The sequence below is a fragment of the Isoptericola haloaureus genome, assembly GCF_036689775.1.
GTDB lineage: Bacteria > Actinomycetota > Actinomycetes > Actinomycetales > Cellulomonadaceae > Isoptericola > Isoptericola haloaureus.
Window position 1 is genome coordinate 226,917 of the sequence record NZ_JBAGLP010000116.1, and the last position, 25,953, is coordinate 252,869.

The window sequence follows — 25,953 nt, forward strand, 5'->3', positions numbered from 1 at the left end:
GTGGGGTCAGTGCTCGGCGCCGAGCTTCCCGGCGAGCCGGTCCAGGCGCTCGCGGCTGTCCTCGTTGAGCCCCCGGAACTCGACCGTCTTGCCGTGCGCGGCGTACTTGTGCTCGACGGCGTCCAGCGCGGCGACCGTCGAGGCGTCCCAGATGTGGGCGTTGGACATGTCGATGACGACCCGGCGCGGGTCGCCCGCGTAGTCGAACTGGTACACCAGGTCGTTCGACGAGGCGAAGAACAGCTCGCCGTCGACCGCGTAGACGCGCTCGTCGTCCTCGTCGGACGCGTCGAGGCGGGTGACGGTCGTCAGGTGCGCCACGCGCTGGGCGAACAGCACCGCGGCGACCACGACGCCGGCGACGACGCCGTAGGCCAGGTTGTGGGTCCACACGGTCACGACCACCGTGGCGAGCATGACGGCCGTCTCCGGGACGGGCATGTTGCGCAGGGTGGAGGGCTGGATCGAGTGCCAGTCGAACGTGGCCACGGAGACCATGATCATCACGGCGACCAGGGCCGCCATCGGGATGATGGAGACGACGTCGCCGAGGGTGACCACGAGGATCAGCAGGAAGACGCCCGCCAGGAACGTCGACAGCCGTGTGCGGGCGCCGGAGACCTTCACGTTGATCATGGTCTGGCCGATCATGGCGCAGCCGCCCATGCCGCCGAAGAACCCGGTGACCAGGTTGGCCACGCCCTGGCCCCAGGTCTCGCGGGTCTTGTTCGAGTGGGTGTCGGTGACGTCGTCGACGAGCTTGGCCGTCAGCAGCGACTCGATGATGCCGACCAGCGCCATGGCGAACGCGTAGGGCGCGATGATCTGCAGCGTCTCGAGGGTCAGGGGCACGTCCGGGAAGAACAGGGCCGGCAGCGAGTCGGGCAGGTCGCCCTGGTCGCCGACGGTGGGCACGGCGATCGCGGCCACGACGGTGACGATCGTCAGCAGCACGATGGCCACCAGGGGCGCCGGGACGACCTTGGTCAGCCGGGGGAAGAACACCATGATCGCCAGGCCGGCGGCCACCAGCACGAAGACCGTCCACCGCTGCTCGGAGGGCACCGCGTCGCCGAACAGGTGCGGGATCTGCGAGGTGAAGATGAGGATCGCCAGCGCGTTGACGAACCCGACCATCACCGAGCGCGGGATGAACCGCATGAGCTGCGCGACGCCGACCAGGCCGAGCACCACCTGGATCAGCCCGCCGAGGATCACGGTCGCGATGAGGTAGTCGAGCCCGTGGTCGCGCACGACGGGGGCGATGACCAGGGCGATCGCGCCGGTGGCGGCGGAGATCATCGCCGGGCGGCCGCCGACGAAGGCGATGGTGACCGCCATCGTGAACGAGGCGAACAGGCCGATCTTCGGGTCGACGCCCGCGATGATCGAGAAGGCGATGGCCTCGGGGATGAGGGCGAGCGCGACGACGAGGCCGGCGAGGACCTCGGTGCGCAGCCGCGTCATCGAGCTGAAGGCGGCCCGGAAGGACCCCGTGGAGGTGGCCTCGGGGGCGCCGGTGACGGGCTGGGGCTCGGGGGCCGGATCGGGCAGGGAGGCACGCAGGTCGTTCGACACGCGGAGGCTTCCTCTCGGTTCGGTGGGCGCCGTGGGCGCACGGCGGACCGAGAGGGACCGCGCACGACGGGCTCCCGGCCGGGGACAGGGCACTGGGGGCGCGGCGTCGCGCGGAGGTCAGGGTGTCGCGGTCCCCGGCGCCGGGCGCACGACGGCCCGCGACGGGCGCAACTCTACCCTTACGTGAGGGTAGAGTTCACCCTCGTGTCTCACGACCCGACCATGCACCACATCGGAGCCGTCGCCGAGCGGACCGGGCTGTCGCTGCGCACGCTGCGCCACTACGACGAGGTCGGCCTGCTGCGCCCGTCGGCGCGGTCCGAGGGCGGGTTCCGCCTGTACACCGAGCCCGACGTGGAGCGGCTGCTGCTCATCCGTCGGATGAAGCCGCTCGGCTTCTCCCTGGACGAGATGGCCGACCTGCTGCGGGTCGCCGACGAGCTCGGCGCCGAGGGCGCGGGCCAGGACGGCGTCGGCGCGGACGAGGGGCGCCCCGCGGCCCGGGACCGGCTCGCCGCGTACGTGGCGGCCGCCGAGGAGCGCCGGGCCGACCTGGCCCGCAAGCTGGAGATGGCCGACGAGCTGATCGCCCTGCTGCACCGCCTCTGAGCCGGTCGGCCCCGCGCGAGCCCGCCTACCGCCGTCGGCCCCGGAGCTTGTCGATCTCGCGGCGTTCCTTCTTGGTGGGCCGTCCGGCACCCCGCTCGCGCAGACCGACGGCGGCGCGCTCCTCGCGCGTCGGCACCGGCGGGCTCTGGTCGGTGTAGGCCTTGACCGCCAGCGGCGCCCCGACGCGCTTGGGCAGCAGCTCGCGCACCACGACGACGCGTTGCCGCAACGGATCCTGCCAGGTCACGCGGTCGCCGACCTGGACCTGCGTCGCCGGCTTGGCGACGGTGCCGTTGACGCGCACCTTGCCCGAGCGCAACGTCGAGGCCGCGACCGACCGGCTCTTGAACAGCCGGACGGCCCACAACCAGATGTCGATCCGCATCCGTCCACTCTGCCACGCCCCGCGCCGTGGGGATCAGGGCTCCCGGCCCCGGGTCACGGCTCCCGGAGGACGACGGCCGTCGCGACCCGGGCGTCGTCGCCGGTCACCACGTGCACCGGACCCGTGAGGTCCACCCGCGCGCGGGGCGTCGCCGTGCCCGGCAGCGCGCGCTTCGCCGCCGCCCGCTCGTTCCGGATCGCACCCCGGGTCGCCGCCCGCAGGTCCCGCGCCTCCTCGGCCACGGCCGCCACGTGGGAACCGACCCACACGTCGACCTCGCCCGGCTCGACGACCCGGGCGAGGCGCCGGTCGCTGAACGCGAACCGGGTCGCCGGCACCGAGAACACGACCTGGGCCGACTCTCCCGGGGCGAGGGCGACCCGCTGGTACGCGAGCAGCTGGGCCACGGGCCGGGCGACCGACCCGACGAGGTCGTGCCCGTACAGCTGCACGACCTCGGACCCCGCCACGTCCCCGGTGTTCGTGACCCGCACGGTGGCCGACAGCGTGCCGTCGGTCGCCACGGCGTCGTCCACCCGCAGGTCGGCGTGCTCGAACGTCGTGTACGACAGACCGAAGCCGAACGGCCGCAGCGGCGTGGAGTCGGTGGAGGTGACGTCGCTGGGACCGCCGAGCACCGGGTGCAGGTAGGAGTACGGCTGCGCACCGGCCGACCGGGGCAGGGACACCGGGAGCCGCCCCGACGGGGCGAACGCACCCGTCAGCACGCGGGCGACGGCCGGTCCACCCTCCTCGCCGGGGAAGAAGGCCTGGAGGACGGCGCCGGGCCGCCGGTCGCCGTCGAGCGCCCAGTCGATCGCGTACGGCCGCCCGGACAGCACCACCATGACCACCGGCGTCCCGGTCGCGACGACCGCCTCGACCAGCTCGCGCTGCACGCCCGGCAGGTCCAGCGACTCGACGTCGTTGCCCTCCCCCACCGTGCCCCGGCCGAACAGGCCCGCCTGGTCGCCCACGACGACGACGGCGACGTCCGCCGACGACGCCGCGGCCACGGCCTCGGCGAACCCGGAGGTGTCCTCCCCCTCGACGTCGCAGCCGCGGGCGTGCAGCAGGTCGGGCCCGTCGAGGCCGGCGTCGGCGAACGCCGTGCCGACGGACTCCAGCACGCTGGGGATCTCGAAGCCGAGCGGGTGATCGGGGTGGTGGGCGAGCACGTGGTTGGCGAACGAGTAGCAGCCCATCAGCGCGTCGGCCCGGTGGGCGTTCGGCCCGACGACGGCGACGCGGGCCGGTGCCTTCGTCCACCGCCCCAGGGGCAGGGTCCCGTCGTTCGACAGCAGCACGACCGACTCCTCGGCGAGGCGCCGCGCGACGTCGCGATGGCGCGGCGAGTCGAGGTCGACGGCCGACGGCGGCTCGTCGGCGAACGCGTCGGCCTCCAGCAGACCGAGCCGTTCCTTCTGCGTCAGCACCCGCAGGACCGCCCGGTCGACGAGGGCCTCGTCGACCCGTCCGTCGCGCACCGCGGTCGCCAGCGGGTCGAGGTAGGCGTCGCCGGTGGGCAGCTCGACGTCCAGCCCGGCCGCGAGCGCCTGGGCGGCGGCGTCCGACCGGTCCGCCGCGACCTGCTGCATCACCTCGAGGAACGCGACGCCGAAGTAGTCCGCGACCACCACGCCGTCGAAGCCCCACTGCTCGCGCAGCACGCCGGTGAGCAGCTCGTCGGAGGCGTGCACCGGCACGCCGTCGACGTCGTTGTAGGACGCCATGACGGACTGCACGCCCCCGTCGCGCACGGCCATCTCGAACGGCGGCAGGAAGACGTCGGCGAGCTCCCGCGGTCCGGCGGCGAGCGGGGCGTGGTTGCGTCCGGCACGGGATCCCGAGTAGCCGACGAAGTGCTTGAGGGTGGCGTGCACCCCGGCACCCTGCAGGCCGCGGACGTAGGCGGTGCCGACGGTGCCCACGAGGTAGGGGTCCTCGCCGATGCACTCGTCGACACGGCCCCAGCGGGGGTCGCGCACGACGTCGAGCACCGGGGCCAGGCCCTGGTGGATCCCCAGGGCACGCATGGACCGGCCGATCACGTCGCCCATCTCGGCGACGAGGTCCGGGTCGAACGAGGCGCCCCAGGCCAGCGGCGTCGGGAACGTCGCGGCCTGCCACGCTGCCAGCCCCGTCAGGCACTCCTCGTGCACGAGGGCGGGGACGCCCAGCCGCGTGGTCGCACGCAGGCGCCGCTGCTCGTGCCACAGCCAGCGGGCACGCTCGACGGGGTCGACGGGCCGCGTGCCGTACACCCGGGTGTAGTGGCCGATCCCGTGCCGGGTGATCTCGCCGAGCCGCTCGGGACCCGCCTGGCCGGCGGCCATCTCGTCCTGCATCGGCGCGACGACCTCGCCGCCCTGGTCGAGCCAGTAGCCGACGAGCTGGGCCGTCTTCTCCGGCAGGGTCATCTCGGCGTGCAGCGCGGCGACGCGGTCGGAGACCGTCGGCATCGCGGGCACGGGGGTGCGCACGGCACCGGACATGGGAACCTCGTTCTGCGCGGTCATCCCTTCACCGCGCCCTGCAGACCGTTGACGATGCGCTTCTGCATCGCCAGGAAGAACACCAGCGCCGGGATCATGGCGAGGGTGGTGAAGGCGAAGACGCCGGCCGTGTCGGACGAGTGCTCGGACGAGAAGTCCGCGACGCCGAGCGGGAGCGTCTTCATGTCGCCCTGCAGCAGGAGCAGCGGGAGCAGGTAGGCGTTCCACGACCCGACGAAGGCGAGCACGCCGACGGTGACCATGCCCGGGCCGGACAGCGGCAGCAGGATCCGCCAGAAGAAGCCGATCCGGCTGGTGCCGTCGAGCTGGGCGGCCTCCTCGAGCTCCTTCGGCAGCGCCTGGAGGAACGGGCGCAGGATGACCACCGTCATCGGCAGGGCGAACGCCGCCTGGGGCAGCGCGACACCCCACCAGGTGTTGCCCAGCCCGAAGTTCTGGGTGAGCAGGATGAACAGCGGCACCACGGCGACCGTCGCGGGGAAGAGCAGTCCCGCGACGAACACCATGAACAGCACCTCGCGCCCCTTGAACGAGTACCGCGCCAGCGGGTAGGCGGCCATGACGCCGAAGACGACGACCAGCGCCGTCGTGACGACGGCCACGACGACCGAGTTGAGCGTGTACTGCCAGAAGTCCGGGTTGGTGACGACGCCGGTGTAGTTGCTGACGACCCACGGGTCCGGCAACGACGCCGGGGACTCCGCGAGCTGGGCGTTGCTGCGGAACCCGCCGAGCACGCCGTAGACGACGGGCCCGAGGGTCGCGCAGACCACCACGAAGGCGACCGCGTACACGACCGGGTTGCCGCCCTGGAACCTGCCCGCGCTGCCGCGGCGACGGCGTCGGACCGCCGTCGTCGTCGGCGCGGCGGGCGTCTGAGTCGACGTGGTCATCACGCCACCCCCTTGGCGTCTCGGCTGAGGAAGAGTCGCTGGTAGAGCACCGCCATCACGAGCGCGATCACGAAGAGGACCACGGACGCGGCGCCGGCGATCCCGAAGTTGTTGCTCCGGGTGCCCTCGTTGACGAGGAAGATCGCCATGGTGCTCGTGGCGTTGGCCGGACCGCCCTTGGTGAGGATCCAGACCATGTCGAAGAGCTGCAGGGAGCCGATCATGGACAGGAAGGCCCAGGTCCGGATGGTCGGGCCGAGCAGCGGGATCGTGATCTTGCGCTGCACCTGCCACCACGAGGCACCGTCGAGCTGGGCGGCCTCGTACAGCTCCTCGGGGACGCCCTGCAGGCCGGCGAGGAAGAGGATCACGGCGAGGCCGATGAACTTCCACGTCAGGATGCCCATGACGGTCCACAGCGCCAGGTCGACGTCCCCGAGCCAGCCCTGGGCCGGCGGTTCGAGGCCGACGGCGCTGATCAGCGTGTCGAGCAGGCCGTACTGCGGCTGCAGGAGCTGGAACCAGATGACGCCGGCGACGACCTCGGCGAGGACGTACGGCACGAAGATGATCGTGCGCAGCGCACCCTGGCCCCACATCTTGCGGTTGAGCAGGAGCGCGATCGCGAGCCCGAGCGGCAGCTGGATGGCGATCGACGCGGCCACGATGAACAGGTTGTTGAGCAGGGAGTCGAGGAACACGTCGTCGGTGAGCACCGAGACGTAGTTGCCGATCCCGACGAAGTCCTCCATCGGCCCGCGGCCGTTCCACCGGTACGCCGACATCTGGACGGCGGTGAGGATCGGCCACACCACGAAGACGGCGAGCATCGCCAGGGCCGGCGTCACGAAGAACGCGATCTCCAGACGCTTGCGAAGTGTCGAGTCAGCCGCCCGCCGACCCCCCGCCGGACGTCCGGCTGCCGGACGACCCTGGGGGGTCGTCCCGGCAGCCGGACCGGAGGAGGTGGCAGGCGACGCGGTGGCCGTCGGGACGGTTGCGTCGTCCGCCATCGTGCTCACCCCTGCGACGCCGCGGCTTCTTCGATGGCGTCGACGACGTCCTGCGGGCCGGCCTCGCCGGCGAACAGCAGGGCGATCTCGTCGTTCATCGCGCCACCCACGGACTGGCCGAGGCGGGTGTCCAGGTAGAGCTGGGTCTCGCCGCCGCCGTCGCGGACGGGGATGAGCTGTGCCAGCGTCTCGTTGGACAGCGAGTCGGTCGCGGCCGGGTTCGTCGGCAGACCCATGTCGAGCTCGGCGAAGCCCTGCTGGACCTCGTCGGAGACCAGGTACGCGGCGAAGTCGACCGCCTCGTCCGGAGCGTCGGCGGACACCGCCCAGGCGTCGCCGCCGCCCATCTGGTCCGCCGGGTCGCCGGCCTGGCCCTCGAAGGTCGGGAAGGCGAACCAGCCCATCCAGTCGGGCACCTGCTCGTCCTCGCGCAGGCCGCCGACGACACCGGGCTCCCAGTGGCCGGCGAGCTCCATGCCCACCTTCTCGGCGGCGAGCAGGCCGGACGCGGACGTCGGCCCGGACTGCGCGGCCGTGGCCAGGAAGCCCGGGTTGAAGGGCCCCAGGTCGAGAATCGCCTGGACGTCCTCGCCGGCGGCGAGGAAGCACTCGTCCGAGTAGTCGCCGGACTCGATGGCGGCCTCGACGGTCTCGAACTCGCACTCCCGCACGACGCCGTAGTACCAGTAGTGCGCGGCGGGCCACTTGTCCCCGGCGCCGACGGAGATCGGGTCGATCCCCGCCGCCCGGAGCTGCTCGACGTAGCCGGAGAACTCCTCGAACGTGGGGGCCGGGGAGACCTCGTCGATGCCGGCCTCGGCGAAGAGGTCCTCGTTGTACCAGAACCCGACGATGCCCATGGAGAAGGGCAGGGCGTAGACGCCGTCGTCGATCGTGTACTGGCCGGTGAAGCCCGAGATGGTGTCGACGGTCTCGGCGGCGTCGTCGCTGAGGTCGCGCAGCAGCCCGGCGTCGACGTCGTTCTGCAGCTCACCGCCGCCACGGCTCATGAAGACGTCCGGGACGTCGGTCCCGGCCTGCATGGCGGCCTGGAGCTTGGTGACCATGTCCTCGTGCTGCATGGCCTCGACCTGGACGGTGACCCCGGGGTTGGCCTCGGAGAAGTCGGCAGCGACCTGGTCGTAGTACTCCTTGCCCTCACCGGTGTTGGAGTTGTGCCACCACTCGAGGGTGATCTCCCCTCCCTCGGAGGCGGCGGCAGAGCCGCCGTCGTCGGTCGACTCCTGGTCGGCCGTGCCCTGGCCGGCGCAGGCACCGGCCAGCAGCGCGATGCTCGCACCCAGAGCGACGGCAGATGCACCTCGCGTTGTTCTCGTCATCGTGAACCCCTCGGTCGTCTTCGACGGTGGATCGACTGCTCGGGCGACGCCTCGTGCCCGCCCGGTCGCGCACCACTCTGGCAAAGCGGCGTCCCGTTCGTCAATCGTTTTCGATAACGATTTCGTGATGCCGCCCCGCCGATGTCTCCCCGGCGGCGGTGACGGATACTGTCTGACTGTGAGCACCGCCGCCGAGCCTCCGACACCGAGCACCCGTCCCGCTGCCCCCGCAGGACGCGTGACGATCTCCGACGTCGCGCGCGCCGCCGGCGTCTCCGTCGCGACCGTGTCCAAGGTCGTGAACAACCGCTACGGGGTCTCGCCCGCCACCGCGGAGCGGGTCCTCGGCGTCGTCGCCGAGCTGGGGTACGAGTCCTCCCTGGTCGCGCGCAGCCTGCGGCAGCGGTCGACCAACGTCGTCGGCGTGCTGGTCGCCGGGTTCGAGCCGTACTCCACCGAGCTGCTCAAGGGGATCTCCAGCGCCGTGGAGGGCACCGGCTACGAGCTCCTCGCCTACTCCGGCGGGTCCGACGGCGGGTCCATGGTGGGCTGGGAGCGCCGGTCGCTGTCCCGGCTGGCCGGGACGCTCATCGACGCCGCGATCGTCGTCACCCCGACCCTGGTGCTGACCGAGGCGCAGGGCATCCCCGTCGTCGCCATCGACCCGCACACGGGCCCGGAGGGCACACCGACCGTCGACAGCGACAACACCTCCGGCGCACGGGAGGCCGTCGAGCACCTGATCGGGCTCGGGCACCGCCGCATCGCCCACCTCGGGGGCCGCACCGACCTGGAGTCCGCACGGCTGCGCGAGCTCGGCTACCGGCAGGCCCTCGCGGCGGCCGGGATCGAGGTCGACCCGGGCTGGGTCCGGGTGGGCGGCTACTGGCCCGAGACCGCCGACGCCCCGGCACGCGAGCTGCTGGACCCGCCGTCCGGCGAGCGCCCCACCGCGGTCTTCGCGGCCAACGACCAGTCCGCGATCCACGTGCTGGAGGTGGCGGCCGAGAAGGGCCTGCGCGTCCCGGAGGACCTGTCCGTGGTCGGGTTCGACGACATCCCCGAGTCCGCCTCGTGCACCCCGCCGCTGACGACCGTCGCCCAGCCGCTGCACCGGATGGGCGCCGAGGCGCTGCGCATGGTGCTCGACCTGCTGCAGGGCACCCCGCGCGAGCAGCACCTGCGGCTGCCGACGTCGCTCGTCGTGCGGTCCAGCACGGGCCCCGCCCCCTCGCCGAGGTAGGCAACCCCCGGCCGAGATAGGCAATTCTTCGCCGACGTAGGCAACCTCCGGCCGACGTCGGACGAACCGTTGCTCGCCTACCTCACGGTCGGCTTGCCTACCTCGCCGCAAAGTTGCCTACCTCGGCGAAGATTCGCCTACCTCGGCGCGAAAACGCCTACCTCGCGGAGGAGTTGCCTACCTCGCGAGTCAGACGAGCCGGTAGCCCATCCCCCGCACCGTCTCGATGCGTTCGGCCCCGACCTTCCGGCGCAGGTAGCGCACGTACACGTCGACCACGTTCGACCCGGGGTCGAAGTCGTAGCCCCACACCCGCGACAGCAGCTGCTCGCGCGAGAGCACCCGGCCCGGGTGGCGCAGGAACACCTCCGCCAGCGCGAACTCCCGCGCCGACAGGTCGACGGACCGGCCCTCCACCGACACCCGGCGGGAGGCCAGGTCCAGGTGCAGACCGCCGTGCTCCAGCACCTCCCGCTCGGCACGTCCCGGGTCCCGCAGCCGCAGCCGGATCCGCGCCAGCAGCTCCTCGAACCCGAAGGGCTTGGCCATGTAGTCGTCCGCGCCGCCCTCGAGCCCGGTGACCCGGTCGGTGATGGAGTCCCGCGCGGTGAGGATGACGACCGGCATCGTCGACCCGGAGCCGCGCAGCCGGGTCAGCACCTCGAAGCCGTCGAGGCCCGGCAGCCCGATGTCGAGCACCATGAGGTCGTACTCGCCGCCCAGGGCGTGCTGCACGGCCGACGGCCCGTCGGAGACCACCGTGGGCACGAACCCGTGGGCCCGGAGCCCCTTGCGCACGAACTGCGCGATGCGGTCCTCGTCCTCGGCCACCAGGATCCTGCTCACCCGTCCGCCCTCTCGTCCGCCCCGCCGTCCGTCGCGCCGTCCACCGGCCAGGCCAGGGTGACCTGCAGACCGTGCTCGGCCGCGCCGTCGTGCGCCGCGACCCCGGGCCCGGCGGCCACGGTCCCGCCGTGCCCGGTGGCGACGGCCGCCACGATCGCCAGGCCCAGCCCCGAGCCTCGCACGTCCGGCTCGCCGACCCGCACGAACCGCTCGAAGATCCGGTCCCGGTCGGCCGGCGCCACCCCCGGCCCCTCGTCGCGGACCCACAGCCGGGCGCTGGAGCCGACGACGGCGCTGCCGACCGCGATCCGAGTCCCGGGCCGGGTGAACTTCACGGCGTTGTCGGCGAGCTGCAGCACGGCCTGGGTGAGTCGCTGCTCGTCGCCGGGCACCTGCCCCTCCGCCCGGGCGTCGACCAGCCACGTGCGGTCGCCCAGCGCCCGGGCCTTGTCCAGCAGGTCGTCGGTCAGGGGTCCGAGGCCGACCCGGCCGGGCCGCACGAAGTCGGGGCGCTCGGACTTGGCCAGCAGCACCAGGTCCTCGACGATCCGGCTCATGCGACCCGTCTCGTCCAGCAGCAGGGCGCGCGTCTCGGCCACGTCGGCCGGGTCGTCGGGCTCCAGCAGCTCCAGGTGGCCGCGCAGCACCGTCAGAGGCGTGCGCAGCTCGTGGCCGGCGTCGTCCAGGAACTGCCGCTGGGCGTCGAAGGCGGCGGCGAGCCGGTCCAGCATCGTGTTGAACGCCCGACCCAGCGTGGCGACGTCGTCCTCGCCGTGCACCGGGGCGCGGCGGGTCAGGTCGTCGCCGCCCACCTGCTGCGCGGTCGTGGCGAGCAGCTCCAGCGGCCGCAGCAGCCTTCCCACCACCCACCAGCCCACGCCCCCGACGAGGACGAGGGTGCCGAGGGAGACCAGGGCGAACGTGCGGCGCAGCTCCTGCTGCGAGGCCAGCGCGAGATCCGTGCCCACCGCGACGACGTAGGTGCCGTGCTGCGAGTCGTCGGCCGCGTGCACCGGGACGGCCACGACGTGCATCTCGCCCACGGCGGTGGGGATCCACCCCTCGACCGCGCGGCCGGCCCCGGGGCCGAGCTCGTCCACGAGCGCCACCAGGTCGGGGTCGTCGACCACCGCGGAGGCCCACGACGGCGAGTACAGGTCGGCCTCGCCGTCGACGAAGGTCACCAGCATCTCGTCGGCGCCGGGCACGTTGCGCTCGATCGCGACCCGCAGCAGCTGCTCGACCCCGGCGAAGGGCTCGCCCGTGTCGGGGTCGATGCCTCGCTCGGCCAGCACGCGGAACTCCTCGACCTCCTGGTCCAGCTCGCCGTCGATGCGGTCCAGCACCGCCCGGGCGTGGATCGCGTCGGTCACCGCCCAGGCCACCGCCATCCCCAGGGCGGACAGGAGCAGCACCGACACGACGGCCTTCGTCCGCACCGACAGCGCCGACGGCCGCCACCACCGGCGGCGAGGTCTCACCCCGGCACCCCGCCCAGCCAGCGTTCGACGGCGTCCAGCCGGCGGGAGGTCTGGTGCGGCCAGTCGGCCTCCTGGACCCGGTGCGGACCCGTGGCCAGGGACAGCAGGACACCGCCGACCCGCGCCGACAGCTCGACCGGGTCCACCACGCCCGCGAACCCGGCCGCGTACTCGAGCGCCAGGGCGTGCAGGCGCTCGCTGTCCCACCCCCGCAGCAGTGACAGCGTCTCGACGTGCGCGACCAGGCAGGCCAGGTCGTCCGCCCGCCGTCCGGGGCCGGCCGAGTCCACGTCCAGCAACCCCGTGATGCGTCCGCCGGCGAGCATGATCTGCGCCTCGTACAGGTCGCCGTGCGTCGGGTCCTCGGCGCGCTGGTCGGCGATCCGGGTCACGATCGTCTCCGCCAGGTGCAGGGCACGCTCCGCCTCCGCGGGCATGGCCGCGGCGATGACCGAGGCGTAGTGGCCCGCGTTCTCGCTCCACGACGTGCGCAGCGGCAGCTCGGCGACGCTGTCCGGCAGCCGGTCGAGCATCGCGACCACCTCGGCCGCGGTCGGCACCGGCCCCCCGTCGCGCACGGCGTGCCGCATCGACTCACCCGTCAGCGGGGCGATGACCAGCAGACCGTCGGCGTTGCGGCCCAGCGGCTTCGGCACCGGCAGACCCGCCCCGGCGAGGAGCGCGTGCCGGGCGTGCAGGTCGTCGACCTTCTCGGGGCGCACCACCTTGAGGAAGACACGCGCACCCGGCGTGCTGGCCTCGATGACCGCGCGGCGGGTCGGACGGTAGGCCCGCACCTTCAGCGTCACCGGGCCCCGCGCCACCTCGGGGACGCCCAGGTCCCCCAGCAGGGTCGCCACCGCCTCGGCGTCGTAGGCGGTCGCCAGCGCCGGCAGCGCCGGGTCGCCCGGGAACCGCCACACCGCGACCGCGTGCTCGCCGTCGTCCAGGGTGAGCACGCCGGGGACCTGCTGGTCCCCCGGCCGCCCGAGCGAGGCCCCGAGCGTCTCCGTGCGCACGCGTCCCGGGTCCGCGCCGTCCGCCCAGCGCACCCGCGCGCGGTAGGCGACCGTCGTCGAACGGCCCGGGCGGTGGTCCACCTGCCGGACCGACCAGTCGACGAGCTCTCCGCCCGCGGTGGAGACCGCGGTCGCGAGCAGCTCGGTCGCCTCCTCGCCCGTCAGCAGGTCCAGGTCGTTCTGTGCCATCGGACCATCCTCGCCAGAACCGGCGTCCAGCGCGCGCGCAGCACGCCGGTCGAGGACCGCGGACGGACCGGGCACGGGGTCAGCGCCCCGAGTCGGCGGACCGGGCGCTCTGCGCCGAGCGGTCGTCGTCGGCGTCTCCCGCGGTCTGCGCGGACTGGGCGCTCTGCACCTGCTGGGGCGCCGGTGCGGCCGTCTCGGCGCTCCGGGCGCTCTGCCCGGACGAGCCGTCCGCCGAGTCCGCCGAGTCGACGGCGGGGTCGTCCGGCGATCCGGCCGTCTCCGGCGACGGGTCGGTGACGTCGGTCGACGCGGGGCCCGTGGCCCCCGAGGAGTCGTCCGGCGACGGCTCGCCGGAGGGATCGTCCTGCCCGGTCAGCGTCACCGCGTCGACGCTCTCGACGGGGTCGACCTGGTCGTCCAGCCCGACGGCGGCCGCGCCGGCGACGCCGACCCCCAGGGCCGCCGCAGTCCCGACGACGATCCAGCGCTTCTTCACGGACGGCTTCATGGCTGCTCCCTCGAACGGTGCTGCACGTCCGCTCCCTGCGGACGATCACCATCCTGGGTGGCCGGCATGAGACCTGGCGGAGACGACGATGAGAGTCCTCTCATCGACGACGGCCCACGGACGACGACGGCCCACGGACCCCGAAGGGTGCGCGGGCCGTCGTCGTGGGCCGGGGCTCAGGAACCGAACATCTCCTTGAGCTCGCGGGTCTCGGCGTCCGACATGTTGGAGCTGATCAGGGTCGCCTTGAGACCGTGCAGGCGCTCGCGGAAACGGTCCGGGTCGCCCTGCTCGGAGATGAGGAACAGGCCGGAGGTCCCGGGCACGATCTCGGCCCGGATCCGCTCGAGGTCGTCCTTCTTGATGCCGGTGCTCGACAGGGCGCGGCTGAGCCCGCCGATCGCGGCCCCGGCGACGGCACCGACGACGGGGATGAAGAACAGGGCGCCGATCAGGAGGCCCCACAGCGCGCCCCAGCCCCCGGACCTCGCGGCGTCGTCGTTCACCCCGTGGGTCTTCGGGTGGCTCTCGCCCTCGGGCCACTCGACGACCGCGTGGTCGACCAGCGTGATCAGGCCGTCCGAGGCGGCATCCTTGACGATGCGGGCGGCCTTGCCGGCGCCCTCCGGATCGTCGAACTTCCAGACGGTGAACATGGCCATGCGGGGTCCTTCCTCCGTGCGTCACGGCCGGGCCCTTTCCCGGCCGGTTCCGATCCTGGCACCGGCGCAGGAGGGGCGCCACAGGGGACGAACCGGACGGGCAAGCGCTCACCGTGCGGACCGCACGAGCACGCGCCCCCCGCGGTCACTACGGTAGGCGTCATGACGACCTCCCCTGTCGACGCCACCACCACGCCCGCCTGGGGCGAGCTGCTGCGCCACCACCAGGAGTTCCGGGGTGACCTGCGCGGATGGTTCGCCACCGACCCGGGGCGCGCCGAACGGTTCAGCCACACGACGGGCGACCTGCTGGTCGACCTGTCCAAGAACCTGGCGACCGACGAGACGTTCGAGCTGCTGGTCCGGCTCGCCCGGGAGGTGAACCTTCCTGATCGCATCGAGGCGATGTTCACCGGCGAGCACATCAACGTCACCGAGGATCGCGCCGTGCTGCACACCGCCCTGCGCCGCGCGCCCGGCACCGAGCCGCCGCTCGTCGTGGACGGTCAGGAGATCGACGTCGACGTCGCCCGCGAGCTCGAGAAGGTCGCCGCGTTCGCCGAGCAGGTGCGCTCGGGCGAGTGGAGCGGCGTCACCGGCAAGCCGGTGCGCACGGTCGTCAACATCGGCATCGGCGGCTCCGACCTCGGGCCGGTCATGGTCTACGAGGCACTGAAGCCGTACGGCCGCGAGGACCTCGAGGTCCGGTTCGTGTCCAACATCGACCCGACGGACCTCGCCCAGAAGACCGCCGACCTGGACCCCGAGACGACGCTGTTCATCGTCGCCTCCAAGACCTTCGGCACCCTGGAGACCCTGACCAACGCGCGCATGGCCCGCGCCTGGCTGTGGGACCGGCTGCACGCCGTCGGCGCCATCGAGGACGACCACGACGCCCAGCAGGCCGCCGTGCGCGCCCACTTCGTGGCCGTGTCCACCGCGCTGGACAAGGTCGAGGCCTTCGGCATCGACCCGGCGAACGCCTTCGGGTTCTGGGACTGGGTCGGCGGCCGCTACTCCGTCGACTCCGCGATCGGCACGTCGCTGGCCGTCGCGTTCGGCCCGGACGTCTTCCGCGAGCTGCTCTCGGGCTTCCGCGCCGTCGACGAGCACTTCCGCAGCACGCCGCTGGAGCAGAACGTGCCCGCGCTGATGGGGCTGCTCAACGTCTGGTACACGAACTTCCTCGGCGCGCACACCCACGCGGTGCTCCCCTACGCCCAGCAGCTGCACCGGTTCCCCGCCTACCTGCAGCAGCTCACGATGGAGTCCAACGGCAAGTCGGTGCGCTGGGACGGTTCGCCCGTCACGACGCAGACCGGCGAGGTCTTCTGGGGCGAGCCGGGCACCAACGGCCAGCACGCCTTCTACCAGCTCATCCACCAGGGCACCCGGACGATCCCCGCGGACTTCATCGCCTTCGCCACGCCCGCCTACCCCCTGACCGACGACGCCGGCGACGGCAAGGCCGTGGCCGCCGGGGCGGACGTGCACGAGCTGTTCCTCGCGAACTTCTTCGCGCAGACCAAGGCGCTCGCCTTCGGCAAGACCGCCGACGAGGTCCGGGCCGAGGGCACCGCCGAGGAGCTGGTCAGCGCCCGCACCTTCTCCGGCAACCGGCCCACGACGTCGATCATGGCGCCCGCGCTCACGCCGTCCGTGCTGGGGCAGCTCGTCGCGCTGTACGAGCACATCACGTTCGTCGAGGGCGTCGTGTGGGGCATCGACTCCTTCGACCAGTGGGGCGTGGAGCTGGGCAAGAAGCTCGCGCTGGAGGTCGCCCCCGCCGTGTCCGGCGACGACGCCGCGCTGGCGGACCAGGACGCCTCGACGCGCCGCCTCGTGGAGTACTACCGCGCCCACCGCGCCTGAGCCGGGCCGCCGCCGCGCCGTGTCCGTGCCGCTCGACCCCCGGGCGATCCTCGCGGGTCGTCCCACCGCCCGCCCCTCGGTCGGCGTGGTGGTCACCGTGGCCGTGTCGTCGGTGTGCCTGCTCGTGGCCCTGGCGCTCCTGCTGCGCGGCGGCGCGACCGGCGTGGCGACCGCCGTCGTGCTGGCGCTCGCCCCCCTGCCTCTGCTGCTGGCCGGCATCCTCGCGCTGGACCGCCTCGAGCCCGAGCCGCCCGACGCCCTGGTCGCCGCGTTCGGCTGGGGCGCGGGCGTCGCCGTGCTGCTCGCGACCGTCGTCAACACCGCCGGCCTCGACCTGGTGTGGCGGCCGATGCTCGGCGCCGAGCTCGGGCTGTACGCCACGGCGTCGCTCACCGCGCCCGTGGTCGAGGAGCTGGCCAAGGGGGCTGTCCTCGTCGGTCTGCTGTGGTTCCGCCGCCACGAGCTGAACGGCCCCACCGACGGGATCATCTACGGGTCCATGGTCGCCCTCGGGTTCGCCACCGTGGAGAACATCAGCTACTACGCCTTCGCCCCGGAGGGCACCCTGGCGTGGACGTTCGTCCTGCGCGGCATCGTCTCCCCGCTGCTGCACCCCCTGTGCACAGCACTGATCGGCGTGGGCGTCGCGACGGCGGCGCTGCGTCCGCGGGGCCGACGCGTACTGCCGGTCGTGGCCGGGTTCGCGGGGGCCGTCGCGCTGCACGCCGTGTGGAACGCCTCGACCGCGGCCGGCCTCGTCGGCGTCGGGCTGGCCTATCTGCTCGGCGTCGGGGTGCTCGTGGGGCTCGGCGTGGTGCTCCACCGCGACCGGCGCCGCATCGTCGGCCTCGTGCAGCAGCACCTGCCGCAGTACGCCGCGCTCGGCGTCGTCGAACCCGGTGACCTCCGCATGCTGTCGTCGTTGCGGACCCGGCGTCTCGCGCGCGAACGGGTGCGCAGCACCCGAGGCCACGGCCCGGCCCGCGCGCTGGCGGACTACCAGCAGGCCGCGACCGAGCTGGCGATGCTGCACCGCCGGTACGGCCTGGGTCTGGTGCTCGACGACGAGTTCGTGGCCCGGCGCGACCCCTTGCTGCTGCTCATGGGGCACGCGCGCGCCGTCTTCGTGCGCTGAGCGGGCGTCCGGTCAGGCGCCGGCGAGCCCCAGGAACTCCGCCACCCGGTCCGTCGCCGGACGGTCCCGCAGGGTGTCCGGCGTGTCGACCTGCAGCAGCCGGCCGGCGTCCATGACGGCGACACGGTCGGCCACGGTGAACGCCTCGGTGTGGTCGTGCGTGACGAACACCGCGGTCGTCCCGGTGGAGCGCAGCGTGTCCCGCACGTCGATCGCGAGCTTCTCGCGCAGCTGCCGGTCCAGGGCGGACAGCGGCTCGTCGAGCAGCAGGAGCCGCGGTCGCGGGGCCAGCGCCCGGGCCAGCGCCACCCGCTGCTTCTCCCCGCCGGACAGGGTCGCCACGGCGCGGCGCCCGTAGCCGGCGAGCCCGACGTCCTCGAGCAGCTCGGCCACCCGCGCCCGCTGCTCGGCGGCCGGCACACCCTGCATCTCCAGGCCATAGGCGACGTTGCGCCCGACGTCCCGGTGCGGGAACAGCTGGCCGTCCTGGAACAGCAGCCCGAACTCGCGCCGGTGCACCGGCACCCGGACCAGGTCCTGCCCGCCGAACGACACGGTCCCGGCGGCCAGCGGCTCGAGTCCGGCCACCGCGCGCAGCAGGGACGACTTGCCACAGCCGCTGGGGCCGAGCAGCGCGACGATCTCCCCCACGGCGACGTCGAGGGAGACGTGGTCGACCGCCGTCGTGCCCGCGTCGCGGCGCGTGCCCTCGTAGCGCACGACGGCGTCGCGCACGGTCAGGCCCTCGGCCCCGGCCATCAGAACTCCCCTCCGCCCGCGTCACCGCGCAGGCGCTCCGCCACCATCATGACCGTCGCGGTGAGCACCGCCAGCACGACCGACGCCGCGAGCGCCATGCCGTAGTTCTCCGCGCCCGGCTGCCCGATGAGCCGGTAGATGACCACGGGCAGCGTCGCCGTGTCCGGGCGAGCGAGGAACGAGGTCGCCCCGAACTCGCCCAGCGACACCGCGAACGCGAACCCGATGGCCAGCCCGAGCGACCGGGCCGTCAGAGGCCCGTCGACGGTGCGCAGCACCCGACCGGGCGCGGCCCCCAGCGTGGCGGCGACCTCCCGCAGCCGGGGGTCGATCGCCCGCAGCACCGGCAGGACGGTGCGCACCACCAGCGGGATCGCCACGACGGCCTGGGCGATCGGCACCAGCAGCCCGGAGGTGCGCAGGTCGACGTCGAACCCGAGCGGGCGGTCCAGGGTGATGAGGAACCCGAAGCCGACCGTCACGGCCGAGACGCCGAGCGGCAGCATGAACACGGCGTCGAGCGTCCCGACGGCGCGGCGCAGCCCGAGCGATCGCGGTCGGCGCGAGACGACGAGGGCGACCAGCCCGCCGACGACTACGGCGACGACGGCCGCGAGGGCGGCGGTGCGCAGCGAGTTCGCCGTCGCCTCCCACACCGTCACCGACAGCGCGTTGCGGCCGCCCGTCGTCCCCAGCGCGACGTAGTTGTCCAGCCCCCAGCTGCCGTCCGGGGCGCGCAGCGAGCGGGCCACCAGACCCGCCAGCGGAGTCACGACCAGCAGGCCGACCACGACGAGGGTCGCCAGGGCCGGCACGGCGTCGGACGCCCGGCGCCAGGAGAACCGGTGGGCGGCGGAGCGGTCGCTGCTCAGGTGCAGAGCGCGTTCGCGCCGGGCCCGCAGGCGGGCGCTGACCAGCAGCGCCCCGGTGACGACGACGAGCTGCAGGATGCTGAGCACCGCGGCCGCGCGCAGGTCGAGGAACTGGGTGGTGCGGATCCAGATCTCCGTCTCGATCGTGCCGTAGCGCATCCCGCCGAGGACGAGGACGACGCCGAACGCCGTCGCGCAGAACAGGAACACGACGGCGGCCGCGGACGCGATCGCAGGCCCGAGGGCGGGCAGCGTCACCGTGCGGAACGCCCGCCACGGGCTGGCGCCGAGGGAGCGGGCCGCCTGCTCGGCACGCGGGTCGAGACGTTCCCACAGCCCGCCGACCGTGCGCACCACGACGGCGTAGTTGAAGAAGACCAGGGCGATCACGACCCCGGCGAACGACTCCTCGACGCCGAGCCAGCCGAACGTCCCCCCGGGGGCGAAGAGCGCACGGAAGGCCACGCCGACGACGACGGTCGGCAGCACGAACGGCACGGTCACCAGCCCGCGGGCCACCGTCCGACCGGGGAACCGGCACCGGTACAGCACGTAGGCGCCGGGCAGCCCGAGCAGGACCGCCAGGGCGGTGCCGACGGTCGCCTGCGCCAGCGTCTGGCCCACCACGCGCCACGTGCGCGGCTGGGACAGGACCTCCCCGAACCCGGACAGGTCGAGCACCCGCGTGCCGCCGTCGTCGGCGAAGAAGCCCTGGGCGACCAGGGCCGCGACGGGCCACGCGAAGAAGACCCCGAGGAACAGCAGGGGCAGCCCTGCGGCGAGGGCCCACCACAGCCAGGTCCCCGGGGCCGGTCGACGGCGGGGCGCCCGCACGGACGCCCCGCCGCTGGCGGGGGACGTCACCCGATGACCGTCGCCGTCCACTGCTCGATCCACTCGTCGCGGTGCGCATCGATCTCGGCCGGCGCGACGTCGAACGGGTCCTCGGCCAGCGGGGCGAACTGCTCCCACTCGGCCGGCAGCTCGACGCTGTCGTCGGCCGGGTACATGTACATGTTCGGCGGGACGTCGGCCTGCACCTCGGCGGAGGAGAGGAAGTCCACCAGGGCGCGCGCGCCGTCCGGGTTGTCGGTCCCGGCCAGGACGCCGGCGTACTCGACCTGGCGGAAGCAGGTGTCCAGCAGCGCCGCCGTCGTGGTCTCGCTGCCGTCCTCGGTGACCGTGAACGCGGGCGAGGTCGCGTACGACAGCACGATCGGCCGCTCACCGCCCTCCCCGGCGCCGGAGAAGTCGACGTAGTAGGCGTCCGACCAGCCGTCGGTGACCTTGAGGCCGTTGTCGGAGAGGTCGGCCCAGTACTGCTCCCAGCCGTCCTCGCCGAAGGCGTCGACGGTAGCGAGCAGGAACGCGAACCCGGGCGAGGAGGTCGCCGGGTTCGTCACGACCGTGAGGTCCTCGTAGGCCGGGTCGGTGAGATCCTCGAGCGTGCTCGGCGGCTCGACCCCCTCGTCCTCGAACCAGGTGGTGTCGACGTTGAGGCAGACGTCGCCCTTGTCGATCGGGGTGAGGCCCTCGAGCGCGGGGTCGACAAGGTCGGTCACGGACGGGTCGAGCTCGTCCGGGGTGTACGGCTCGAACACGCCGGCCTCGACGGCGCGTGAGGCGAACGTGTTGTCGACCCCGTAGACGACGTCGCCGAGCGGGCTGTCGGCCGTCAGCACGAGCTGGTTGACCAGCGTGCCGGCGTCGCCCGCGGCGGCCTGCTCGACCGTGAGGCCCGTCTCGGACTCGAAGGACTCCAGCAGGCCCTCGCTCAGGGCGAAGGAGTCGTGGGTGACGAGCGTGACGGTGCCGGACAGCTCCGGGGTGCCGCTCTCGCTCGCGGACGTCGTGGGCGAGCTCTGCGCCTCGCCCGGCGTGTCCTCGCCCGTGCAGGCCGCCAGCGCGGGCAGCAGGGCGACGACGGCGGTGGTCGCCAGCGTGCGACGGGTACGACGATTCATCTGTCCTCCTCAGACGTGCGAGAAGGGGGTCCGCCGATCGGGGGTCCGATGCGACGGGATCGAGAAGCCCGACTTCCTCCACCGGTGCTAACCGGATCAGGTTCGAGGGTCTGCGGTGGTCCGCACTCTCAGCGCCGGTGGCGCTCCCCTGTCGTTCCCTCCGAGCCTACACACCGTGAGCGCGCTACGGTGGTGGCGTTCGTGGTGCGGACGCCCGCCGTGAGACGGCCGTCACGCACCACCCGGCGCACCGATCGACAGGAGGACCCGTGGAGCAGTCCGAGAGCACCGAGCCGACGCTGGCCGTCAAGGTCGGGACGATGGCGGCGACGCTCGCTGCCGGTTGGGTGGCCCAGAAGCTCATCAAGACGATCTGGGAGAAGTCCACGGGCAAGGACGCGCCCATCGACCTGGACGCGGACGACATCCCGATCCTCCAGGCCATCACGTTCGCCGCCGTCACCGGTGGTGCCGCGGTGCTCGCGCGGCGGCTCGCCCGCCAGGGTGTCGCCAAGGCCGTCGACCGGCGCGCGCACCAGGTCTCGACGGTCTGACGCGGTCGACGCCGGACGCGACCGGCCCGGGACCGGCGGCTCGCGCCGTCCGGCGTGCGGTCAGCGCGAGCTGCTCTGGCGCCGGCGCGCCAGCTGGGCCTCGTGCCCGTGCGGCCGGTCCACGCTGTGCACGGACTCCAGGGCGGTCCGCAGACGGTCGTCGGGCTCGCCGGTCGCGGACCGGAGCGCGGTGACGACCTGTGCTGCCGCCGCCTGTACCGGAATCCCGGCGCGTGCCGCGACCTCGCTGATCTGCTCGGCGGCCGCCGCCTCGTCGACGCCCCGCACGACCATCAACGACCCCTTGACCTGCTCGACGGCGGCGGCCGAGACCATGGCCCGCCCGACGGCGCGGTGCGTCTCGCGCTCCAGGGTCTCGCGGGCGACCGGGCTCACGTCGAGGACGTAGCCGCCCACCTGCGCGATCGTGCCGTCGTCGGCGACCTGCCCGCGACCCGTGACGACGACGGTGCGCGCCTTGCCGTGCGGGTCGATGATGCGGTGCGCACTGCTGAACGGGCGACCGGCGCGCAGGGAGACGATGGCGGTGCGGGAGACGCGGGCCCGGTCGTCCGGATGGGTCCGCGCGCGGATGAGATCGACCGTCGGCGTGATGTCACCGGGTTCGCAGCCGTACATGCGATAGACCTCGTCCGACCACCAGACCGCACCCGAGGGTGCGTCGATCCGATAGCGGCCCACGACGAGCTGGGTACCGGTGGACAAGGCGTCGGTGACGCTCGAGAGCGCAGAGCCCCTCATGGTCCTCGACGACGACGGCGAGCTCATCGGATCTCCTCCCGACTGTCCCCGGGCCGGACCGGGGCCGGTGGGGCCACCGTACTCCGACGAGTGACGACCGCCACCTGGGCAGATGTCCGCACGCGCAGGTTCACCCGCAGGTTCACCCGCGGTCCACGATGTGCCCGACCCAATCGTCGGCGGTGACGACGGCGGTGTCAGGCCGGCGCAGGGTCGGCGCGGGTTCGGCCGGGTGGGCGCGGGGTTGGGGGGATAGCAGTCAGGCCCCCAACCCGTGAGGGGTTGGGGGCCTGCTGTGAAGGGTGTCCGGCGGCGTCCTACTCTCCCACCCCGTCTCCAGGGCAGTACCATCGGCGCTGAAGGGCTGAGCTTCCGGGTTCGGTATGGGACCGGGCGTTTCCCCTTCGCTGTGACCGCCGTAACAGTATCGAGTTGTCGGGTCCCCCACGTATTTGCCCCGGCTGCCACGCAGGGTGGCGGGGGGGGTGGGGGTGGTGCCCGTTTCTCGGGAACCGCACAGTGGACGCGGAGCAAGCAGTGTAGGTGTGTTGAAGTTGTCGGCTGATTAGTACCGGTCAGCTGCGACAGTCGTTGGTCCTGTCTTCCACTTCCGGCCTATCTACCCAGTGGTCTAGCTGGGTGCCTTCACAGGTCTAGCCTGTTGGAAACCTCATCTTGAAGCAGGCTTCCCGCTTAGATGCTTTCAGCGGTTATCCCTCCCGAACGTAGCGAACCAGCGGTGCTCCTGGCGGAACAACTGGCATACCAGAGGTTCGTCCGTCCCGGTCCTCTCGTACTAGGGACAGCCCTTCTCAAGTTTCCTGCGCGCGCAGCGGATAGGGACCGAACTGTCTCACGACGTTCTAAACCCAGCTCGCGTGCCGCTTTAATGGGCGAACAGCCCAACCCTTGGGACCTACTCCAGCCCCAGGATGCGACGAGCCGACATCGAGGTGCCAAACCATCCCGTCGATATGGACTCTTGGGGAAGATCAGCCTGTTATCCCCGGGGTACCTTTTATCCGTTGAGCGACGGCGCTTCCACGAGCCACCGCCGGATCACTAGTTCCGACTTTCGTCCCTGCTCGACCTGTCGGTCTCACAGTCAAGCTCCCTTGTGCACTTGCACTCGACACCTGATTGCCAACCAGGCTGAGGGAACCTTTGAGCGCCTCCGTTACTTTTTGGGAGGCAACCGCCCCAGTTAAACTACCCACCAGGCACTGTCCCTGGTCCGGATCACGGACCGAGGTTAGATGGTCGATGCGGTCAGAGTGGTATTTCAACGGCGACTCCACCGGCGCTGGCGCGCCGGTTTCATAGTCTCCCACCTATCCTACACAAACCGCACCGAACACCAATACCAAGCTGTAGTAAAGGTCCCGGGGTCTTTCCGTCCTGCTGCGCGTAACGAGCATCTTTACTCGTAGTGCAATTTCGCCGAGTTCGTGGTCGAGACAGCGGAGAAGTCGTTACGCCATTCGTGCAGGTCGGAACTTACCCGACAAGGAATTTCGCTACCTTAGGATGGTTATAGTTACCACCGCCGTTTACTGGGGCTTAAATTCTGGGCTTCGCCGAAGCTGACCCGTCCTCTTAACCTTCCAGCACCGGGCAGGCGTCAGTCCGTATACATCGTCTTGCGACTTCGCACGGACCTGTGTTTTTAGTAAACAGTCGCTTCTCCCTGGTCTCTGCGGCCCTCACCGCTACCCCCAGCAAGTGGGTTCACGGATCAGGCCCCCCTTCTCCCGAAGTTACGGGGGCATTTTGCCGAGTTCCTTAACCACGATTCTCTCGATCGCCTTAGTATTCTCTACCTGACCACCTGAGTCGGTTTGGGGTACGGGCGGCTAGAACCTCGCGTCGAGGCTTTTCTTGGCAGCTGAGGATCACCCGTTTCCCGCATACGCGGTCACCGTCGACTCTCACCCTGGTGTCTCGCGGATTTGCCTACGAGACGGGCTACGGCCTTGGACGTGGTCAACCATCGCCACGCCGGGCTACCTTCCTGCGTCACCCCTGTTAACACGCTTACCTAGTACCGGTTCGGGTCCCACGCCTAGACACCGGTGACGTCCCGAAGGACGTCGGTGGTGGTTCGGGGTGGTTAGCATCACCGGATTCGGTATGGGCGGTTCTTCGCCGGTAGGAGAATATCAACTCCTTGTCCATCGACTACGCCTGTCGGCCTCGCCTTAGGTCCCGACTTACCCAGGGCGGATTAACCTGGCCCTGGAACCCTTGGTCATTCGGCGGACGGGTTTCTCACCCGTCTTTCGCTACTCATGCCTGCATTCTCACTCGTGTGGTCTCCACCGCTGGATCACTCCGCGGCTTCACCGCCCACACGACGCTCCCCTACCCGCCCACACACCTGAACAGCGACCTGAGTCGCTGCTGGGCTTGTGTGAGCGCCACGGCTTCGGCGGTGTACTTGAGCCCCGCTACATTGTCGGCGCGGAATCACTTGACCAGTGAGCTATTACGCACTCTTTCAAGGGTGGCTGCTTCTAAGCCAACCTCCTGGTTGTCTGGGCAACTCCACATCCTTTCCCACTGAGCACACGCTTAGGGGCCTTAGCCGGTGGTCTGGGCTGTTTCCCTCTCGACTACGAAGCTTATCCCCCGCAGTCTCACTGCCACGCTCTGGCTTGCCGGCATTCGGAGTTTGGTTGACGTCAGTAACCTGGTAGGGCCCATCGGCCATCCAGTAGCTCTACCTCCGGCAAGGAACGCGTGACGCTGCACCTAAATGCATTTCGGGGAGAACCAGCTATCACGAAGTTTGATTGGCCTTTCACCCCTAACCACAGGTCATCCCCTCAGTTTTCAACCTAAGTGGGTTCGGTCCTCCACGCCGTCTTACCGGCGCTTCAACCTGCCCATGGCTAGATCACTTCGCTTCGGGTCTAGACCCGGCGACTGAATCGCCCTGTTCGGACTCGCTTTCGCTACGGCTTCCCCACACGGGTTAACCTCGCCACCGAGCACTAACTCGCAGGCTCATTCTTCAAAAGGCACGCCGTCACCCCCACCAAGGAGGCTCCGACGGCTTGTAGGCACACGGTTTCAGGTACTATTTCACTCCCCTCCCGGGGTACTTTTCACCGTTCCCTCACGGTACTGATCCGCTATCGGTCACTAGGTAGTATTTAGGCTTAGCAAGTGGTCTTGCCAGATTCACACGAGATTTCACGGGCCCCGTGCTACTTGGGATCCCCTCCACCAGGCCGCGCGATTTCGTCTACGGGACTCACACCCTCTACGGTCCGCCTTTCAATGCGGTTCGACTATCACACGACTTTCTTACTGGCCGGAGTCCTGTCAGAGACTCCTAGAAGGTCCCACAACCCCGCACACGCAACGCCTGACAGCTTGACACGCATACGGTTTGGCCTCATCCGCTTTCGCTCGCCACTACTCACGGAATATCTCTTCCTGCCGGTACTGAGATGTTTCACTTCCCGGCGTTCCCTCCAGGCGCCCTATACATTCAGGCGTCGGTGACCGCACATGACTGCGGCCGGGTTCCCCCATTCGGACACCCTCGGATCACAGCTCGTTTGCCAGCTCCCCGAGGCTTATCGCAGGCTACAACGTCCTTCTTCGGCTCCTAGTGCCAAGGCATCCACCATGTGCCCTTCAAAACTTCGACACACTACAAAATTGCTACAGAAATCCAAGAAAACACACCCCGCACCGTCAACGACGATGGGGATGTACTTGAACATCTGGGATGCTCGCGTCCAC

20 protein-coding genes, 2 rRNA genes and 1 riboswitch are annotated in these 25,953 nt (G+C 71.3%); of the genes, 5 read left to right on the top strand and 17 right to left on the bottom strand.

From position 1 onward, the window contains the following. Nucleotides 1–6: 6 nt before the first annotated feature. Complete coding sequence (locus V5O49_RS06505) at nucleotides 7–1,578, bottom strand: SulP family inorganic anion transporter (protein ID WP_405001144.1); 1,572 nt, start codon at nucleotides 1,576–1,578, stop codon at nucleotides 7–9. 222 nt (nucleotides 1,579–1,800) lie between these two features. Here V5O49_RS06505 and V5O49_RS06510 point away from each other — a divergent pair, with 222 nt between their 5' ends. Beyond that, nucleotides 1,801–2,187, top strand: coding sequence for a MerR family transcriptional regulator (locus V5O49_RS06510; protein ID WP_332901771.1), 387 nt, complete (start codon nucleotides 1,801–1,803; stop codon nucleotides 2,185–2,187). Nucleotides 2,188–2,212: 25 nt separating this feature from the next. Here the strand turns inward: V5O49_RS06510 and V5O49_RS06515 are convergent, their stop codons facing one another. The 5 genes from V5O49_RS06515 to V5O49_RS06535 are packed head-to-tail and all read right to left on the bottom strand — an operon-like array spanning nucleotide 2,213 to nucleotide 8,334. Next, nucleotides 2,213–2,572: an RNA-binding S4 domain-containing protein gene (locus V5O49_RS06515; protein WP_278235573.1), complete on the bottom strand. Its 360-nt coding sequence runs from the start codon at nucleotides 2,570–2,572 to the stop codon at nucleotides 2,213–2,215. Between the two features lie 53 nt (nucleotides 2,573–2,625). Further along, a complete protein-coding gene (locus V5O49_RS06520; protein ID WP_405001145.1) occupies nucleotides 2,626–5,091 on the bottom strand; it encodes a beta-xylosidase/alpha-l-arabinosidase in 2,466 nt (821 codons plus the stop codon). Further along, nucleotides 5,088–5,981 (bottom strand): carbohydrate ABC transporter permease, encoded by an 894-nt coding sequence (locus tag V5O49_RS06525; protein WP_332901525.1) that lies wholly within the window; start codon nucleotides 5,979–5,981, stop codon nucleotides 5,088–5,090. Before V5O49_RS06525 ends, V5O49_RS06520 begins: the two co-directional genes overlap by 4 nt. Then, nucleotides 5,981–6,994 (bottom strand): carbohydrate ABC transporter permease, encoded by a 1,014-nt coding sequence (locus tag V5O49_RS06530; protein ID WP_332901526.1) that lies wholly within the window; start codon nucleotides 6,992–6,994, stop codon nucleotides 5,981–5,983. Before V5O49_RS06530 ends, V5O49_RS06525 begins: the two co-directional genes overlap by 1 nt. A 5-nt stretch (nucleotides 6,995–6,999) precedes the next feature. Then, nucleotides 7,000–8,334 (bottom strand): extracellular solute-binding protein, encoded by a 1,335-nt coding sequence (locus V5O49_RS06535; protein WP_332901527.1) that lies wholly within the window; start codon nucleotides 8,332–8,334, stop codon nucleotides 7,000–7,002. A 238-nt stretch (nucleotides 8,335–8,572) separates the two neighbouring features. Here V5O49_RS06535 and V5O49_RS06540 point away from each other — a divergent pair, with 238 nt between their 5' ends. Further along, nucleotides 8,573–9,577 (top strand): LacI family DNA-binding transcriptional regulator, encoded by a 1,005-nt coding sequence (locus V5O49_RS06540; protein ID WP_332901528.1) that lies wholly within the window; start codon nucleotides 8,573–8,575, stop codon nucleotides 9,575–9,577. A gap of 189 nt (nucleotides 9,578–9,766) precedes the next feature. Here the strand turns inward: V5O49_RS06540 and V5O49_RS06545 are convergent, their stop codons facing one another. The 5 genes from V5O49_RS06545 to V5O49_RS06565 form a co-directional block, all read right to left on the bottom strand. Next, the gene (locus V5O49_RS06545) at nucleotides 9,767–10,423 is read right to left on the bottom strand and encodes a response regulator transcription factor (protein WP_332901529.1); all 657 of its coding nucleotides are present in this window, start codon (nucleotides 10,421–10,423) and stop codon (nucleotides 9,767–9,769) included. Further along, the gene (locus V5O49_RS06550; RefSeq protein WP_332901530.1) at nucleotides 10,420–11,904 is read right to left on the bottom strand and encodes a sensor histidine kinase; all 1,485 of its coding nucleotides are present in this window, start codon (nucleotides 11,902–11,904) and stop codon (nucleotides 10,420–10,422) included. Before V5O49_RS06550 ends, V5O49_RS06545 begins: the two co-directional genes overlap by 4 nt. After that, complete coding sequence (locus V5O49_RS06555; protein ID WP_332901531.1) at nucleotides 11,901–13,112, bottom strand: phosphotransferase; 1,212 nt, start codon at nucleotides 13,110–13,112, stop codon at nucleotides 11,901–11,903. The genes V5O49_RS06550 and V5O49_RS06555 overlap by 4 nt, the downstream gene beginning before the upstream one ends. A gap of 79 nt (nucleotides 13,113–13,191) precedes the next feature. Further along, a complete protein-coding gene (locus V5O49_RS06560; RefSeq protein WP_332901532.1) occupies nucleotides 13,192–13,620 on the bottom strand; it encodes a hypothetical protein in 429 nt (142 codons plus the stop codon). Nucleotides 13,621–13,796: 176 nt separating this feature from the next. Beyond that, on the bottom strand, nucleotides 13,797–14,282 hold the full coding sequence (locus tag V5O49_RS06565) for a DUF1269 domain-containing protein (protein ID WP_332901533.1): 486 nt from the start codon (nucleotides 14,280–14,282) through the stop codon (nucleotides 13,797–13,799). 162 nt (nucleotides 14,283–14,444) lie between these two features. Between V5O49_RS06565 and pgi the strand changes: the two genes are divergently transcribed. Then, nucleotides 14,445–16,154 carry a glucose-6-phosphate isomerase gene (gene pgi / locus V5O49_RS06570; protein WP_332901534.1) on the top strand — a complete coding sequence of 570 codons (1,710 nt, stop codon included), beginning with the start codon at nucleotides 14,445–14,447 and terminating at the stop codon, nucleotides 16,152–16,154. 25 nt (nucleotides 16,155–16,179) lie between these two features. After that, nucleotides 16,180–17,289 (top strand): PrsW family intramembrane metalloprotease, encoded by a 1,110-nt coding sequence (locus tag V5O49_RS06575; RefSeq protein ID WP_332901535.1) that lies wholly within the window; start codon nucleotides 16,180–16,182, stop codon nucleotides 17,287–17,289. Between the two features lie 12 nt (nucleotides 17,290–17,301). On the opposite strand, the gene V5O49_RS06580 is transcribed toward V5O49_RS06575, so the two are convergent. The 3 genes from V5O49_RS06580 to V5O49_RS06590 are packed head-to-tail and all read right to left on the bottom strand — an operon-like array spanning nucleotide 17,302 to nucleotide 20,884. Then, nucleotides 17,302–18,048, bottom strand: a complete 747-nt coding sequence (locus tag V5O49_RS06580) for an ABC transporter ATP-binding protein (RefSeq protein WP_332901536.1) — start codon at nucleotides 18,046–18,048, stop codon at nucleotides 17,302–17,304. Continuing rightward, nucleotides 18,048–19,784: an ABC transporter permease gene (locus V5O49_RS06585; protein ID WP_405001146.1), complete on the bottom strand. Its 1,737-nt coding sequence runs from the start codon at nucleotides 19,782–19,784 to the stop codon at nucleotides 18,048–18,050. Before V5O49_RS06585 ends, V5O49_RS06580 begins: the two co-directional genes overlap by 1 nt. Continuing rightward, a complete protein-coding gene (locus V5O49_RS06590) occupies nucleotides 19,781–20,884 on the bottom strand; it encodes a thiamine ABC transporter substrate-binding protein (protein WP_332901537.1) in 1,104 nt (367 codons plus the stop codon). Before V5O49_RS06590 ends, V5O49_RS06585 begins: the two co-directional genes overlap by 4 nt. Before the next feature lie 56 nt (nucleotides 20,885–20,940). Further along, a riboswitch (TPP riboswitch) is annotated at nucleotides 20,941–21,044 on the bottom strand. Between the two features lie 109 nt (nucleotides 21,045–21,153). Between V5O49_RS06590 and V5O49_RS06595 the strand changes: the two genes are divergently transcribed. Further along, nucleotides 21,154–21,438 (top strand): DUF4235 domain-containing protein, encoded by a 285-nt coding sequence (locus V5O49_RS06595; RefSeq protein WP_278235587.1) that lies wholly within the window; start codon nucleotides 21,154–21,156, stop codon nucleotides 21,436–21,438. Between the two features lie 60 nt (nucleotides 21,439–21,498). On the opposite strand, the gene V5O49_RS06600 is transcribed toward V5O49_RS06595, so the two are convergent. The 3 genes from V5O49_RS06600 to V5O49_RS06610 all read right to left on the bottom strand — a co-directional run bounded on the left by V5O49_RS06600 (nucleotide 21,499) and on the right by V5O49_RS06610 (nucleotide 25,858). Further along, complete coding sequence (locus V5O49_RS06600) at nucleotides 21,499–22,164, bottom strand: PAS domain-containing protein (RefSeq protein WP_332901538.1); 666 nt, start codon at nucleotides 22,162–22,164, stop codon at nucleotides 21,499–21,501. A gap of 340 nt (nucleotides 22,165–22,504) precedes the next feature. Then, nucleotides 22,505–22,621: ribosomal RNA gene (rrf, locus tag V5O49_RS06605) — 5S ribosomal RNA — on the bottom strand. Nucleotides 22,622–22,745: 124 nt separating this feature from the next. Next, nucleotides 22,746–25,858 (bottom strand): 23S ribosomal RNA (locus V5O49_RS06610). Nucleotides 25,859–25,953: the final 95 nt, after the last annotated feature.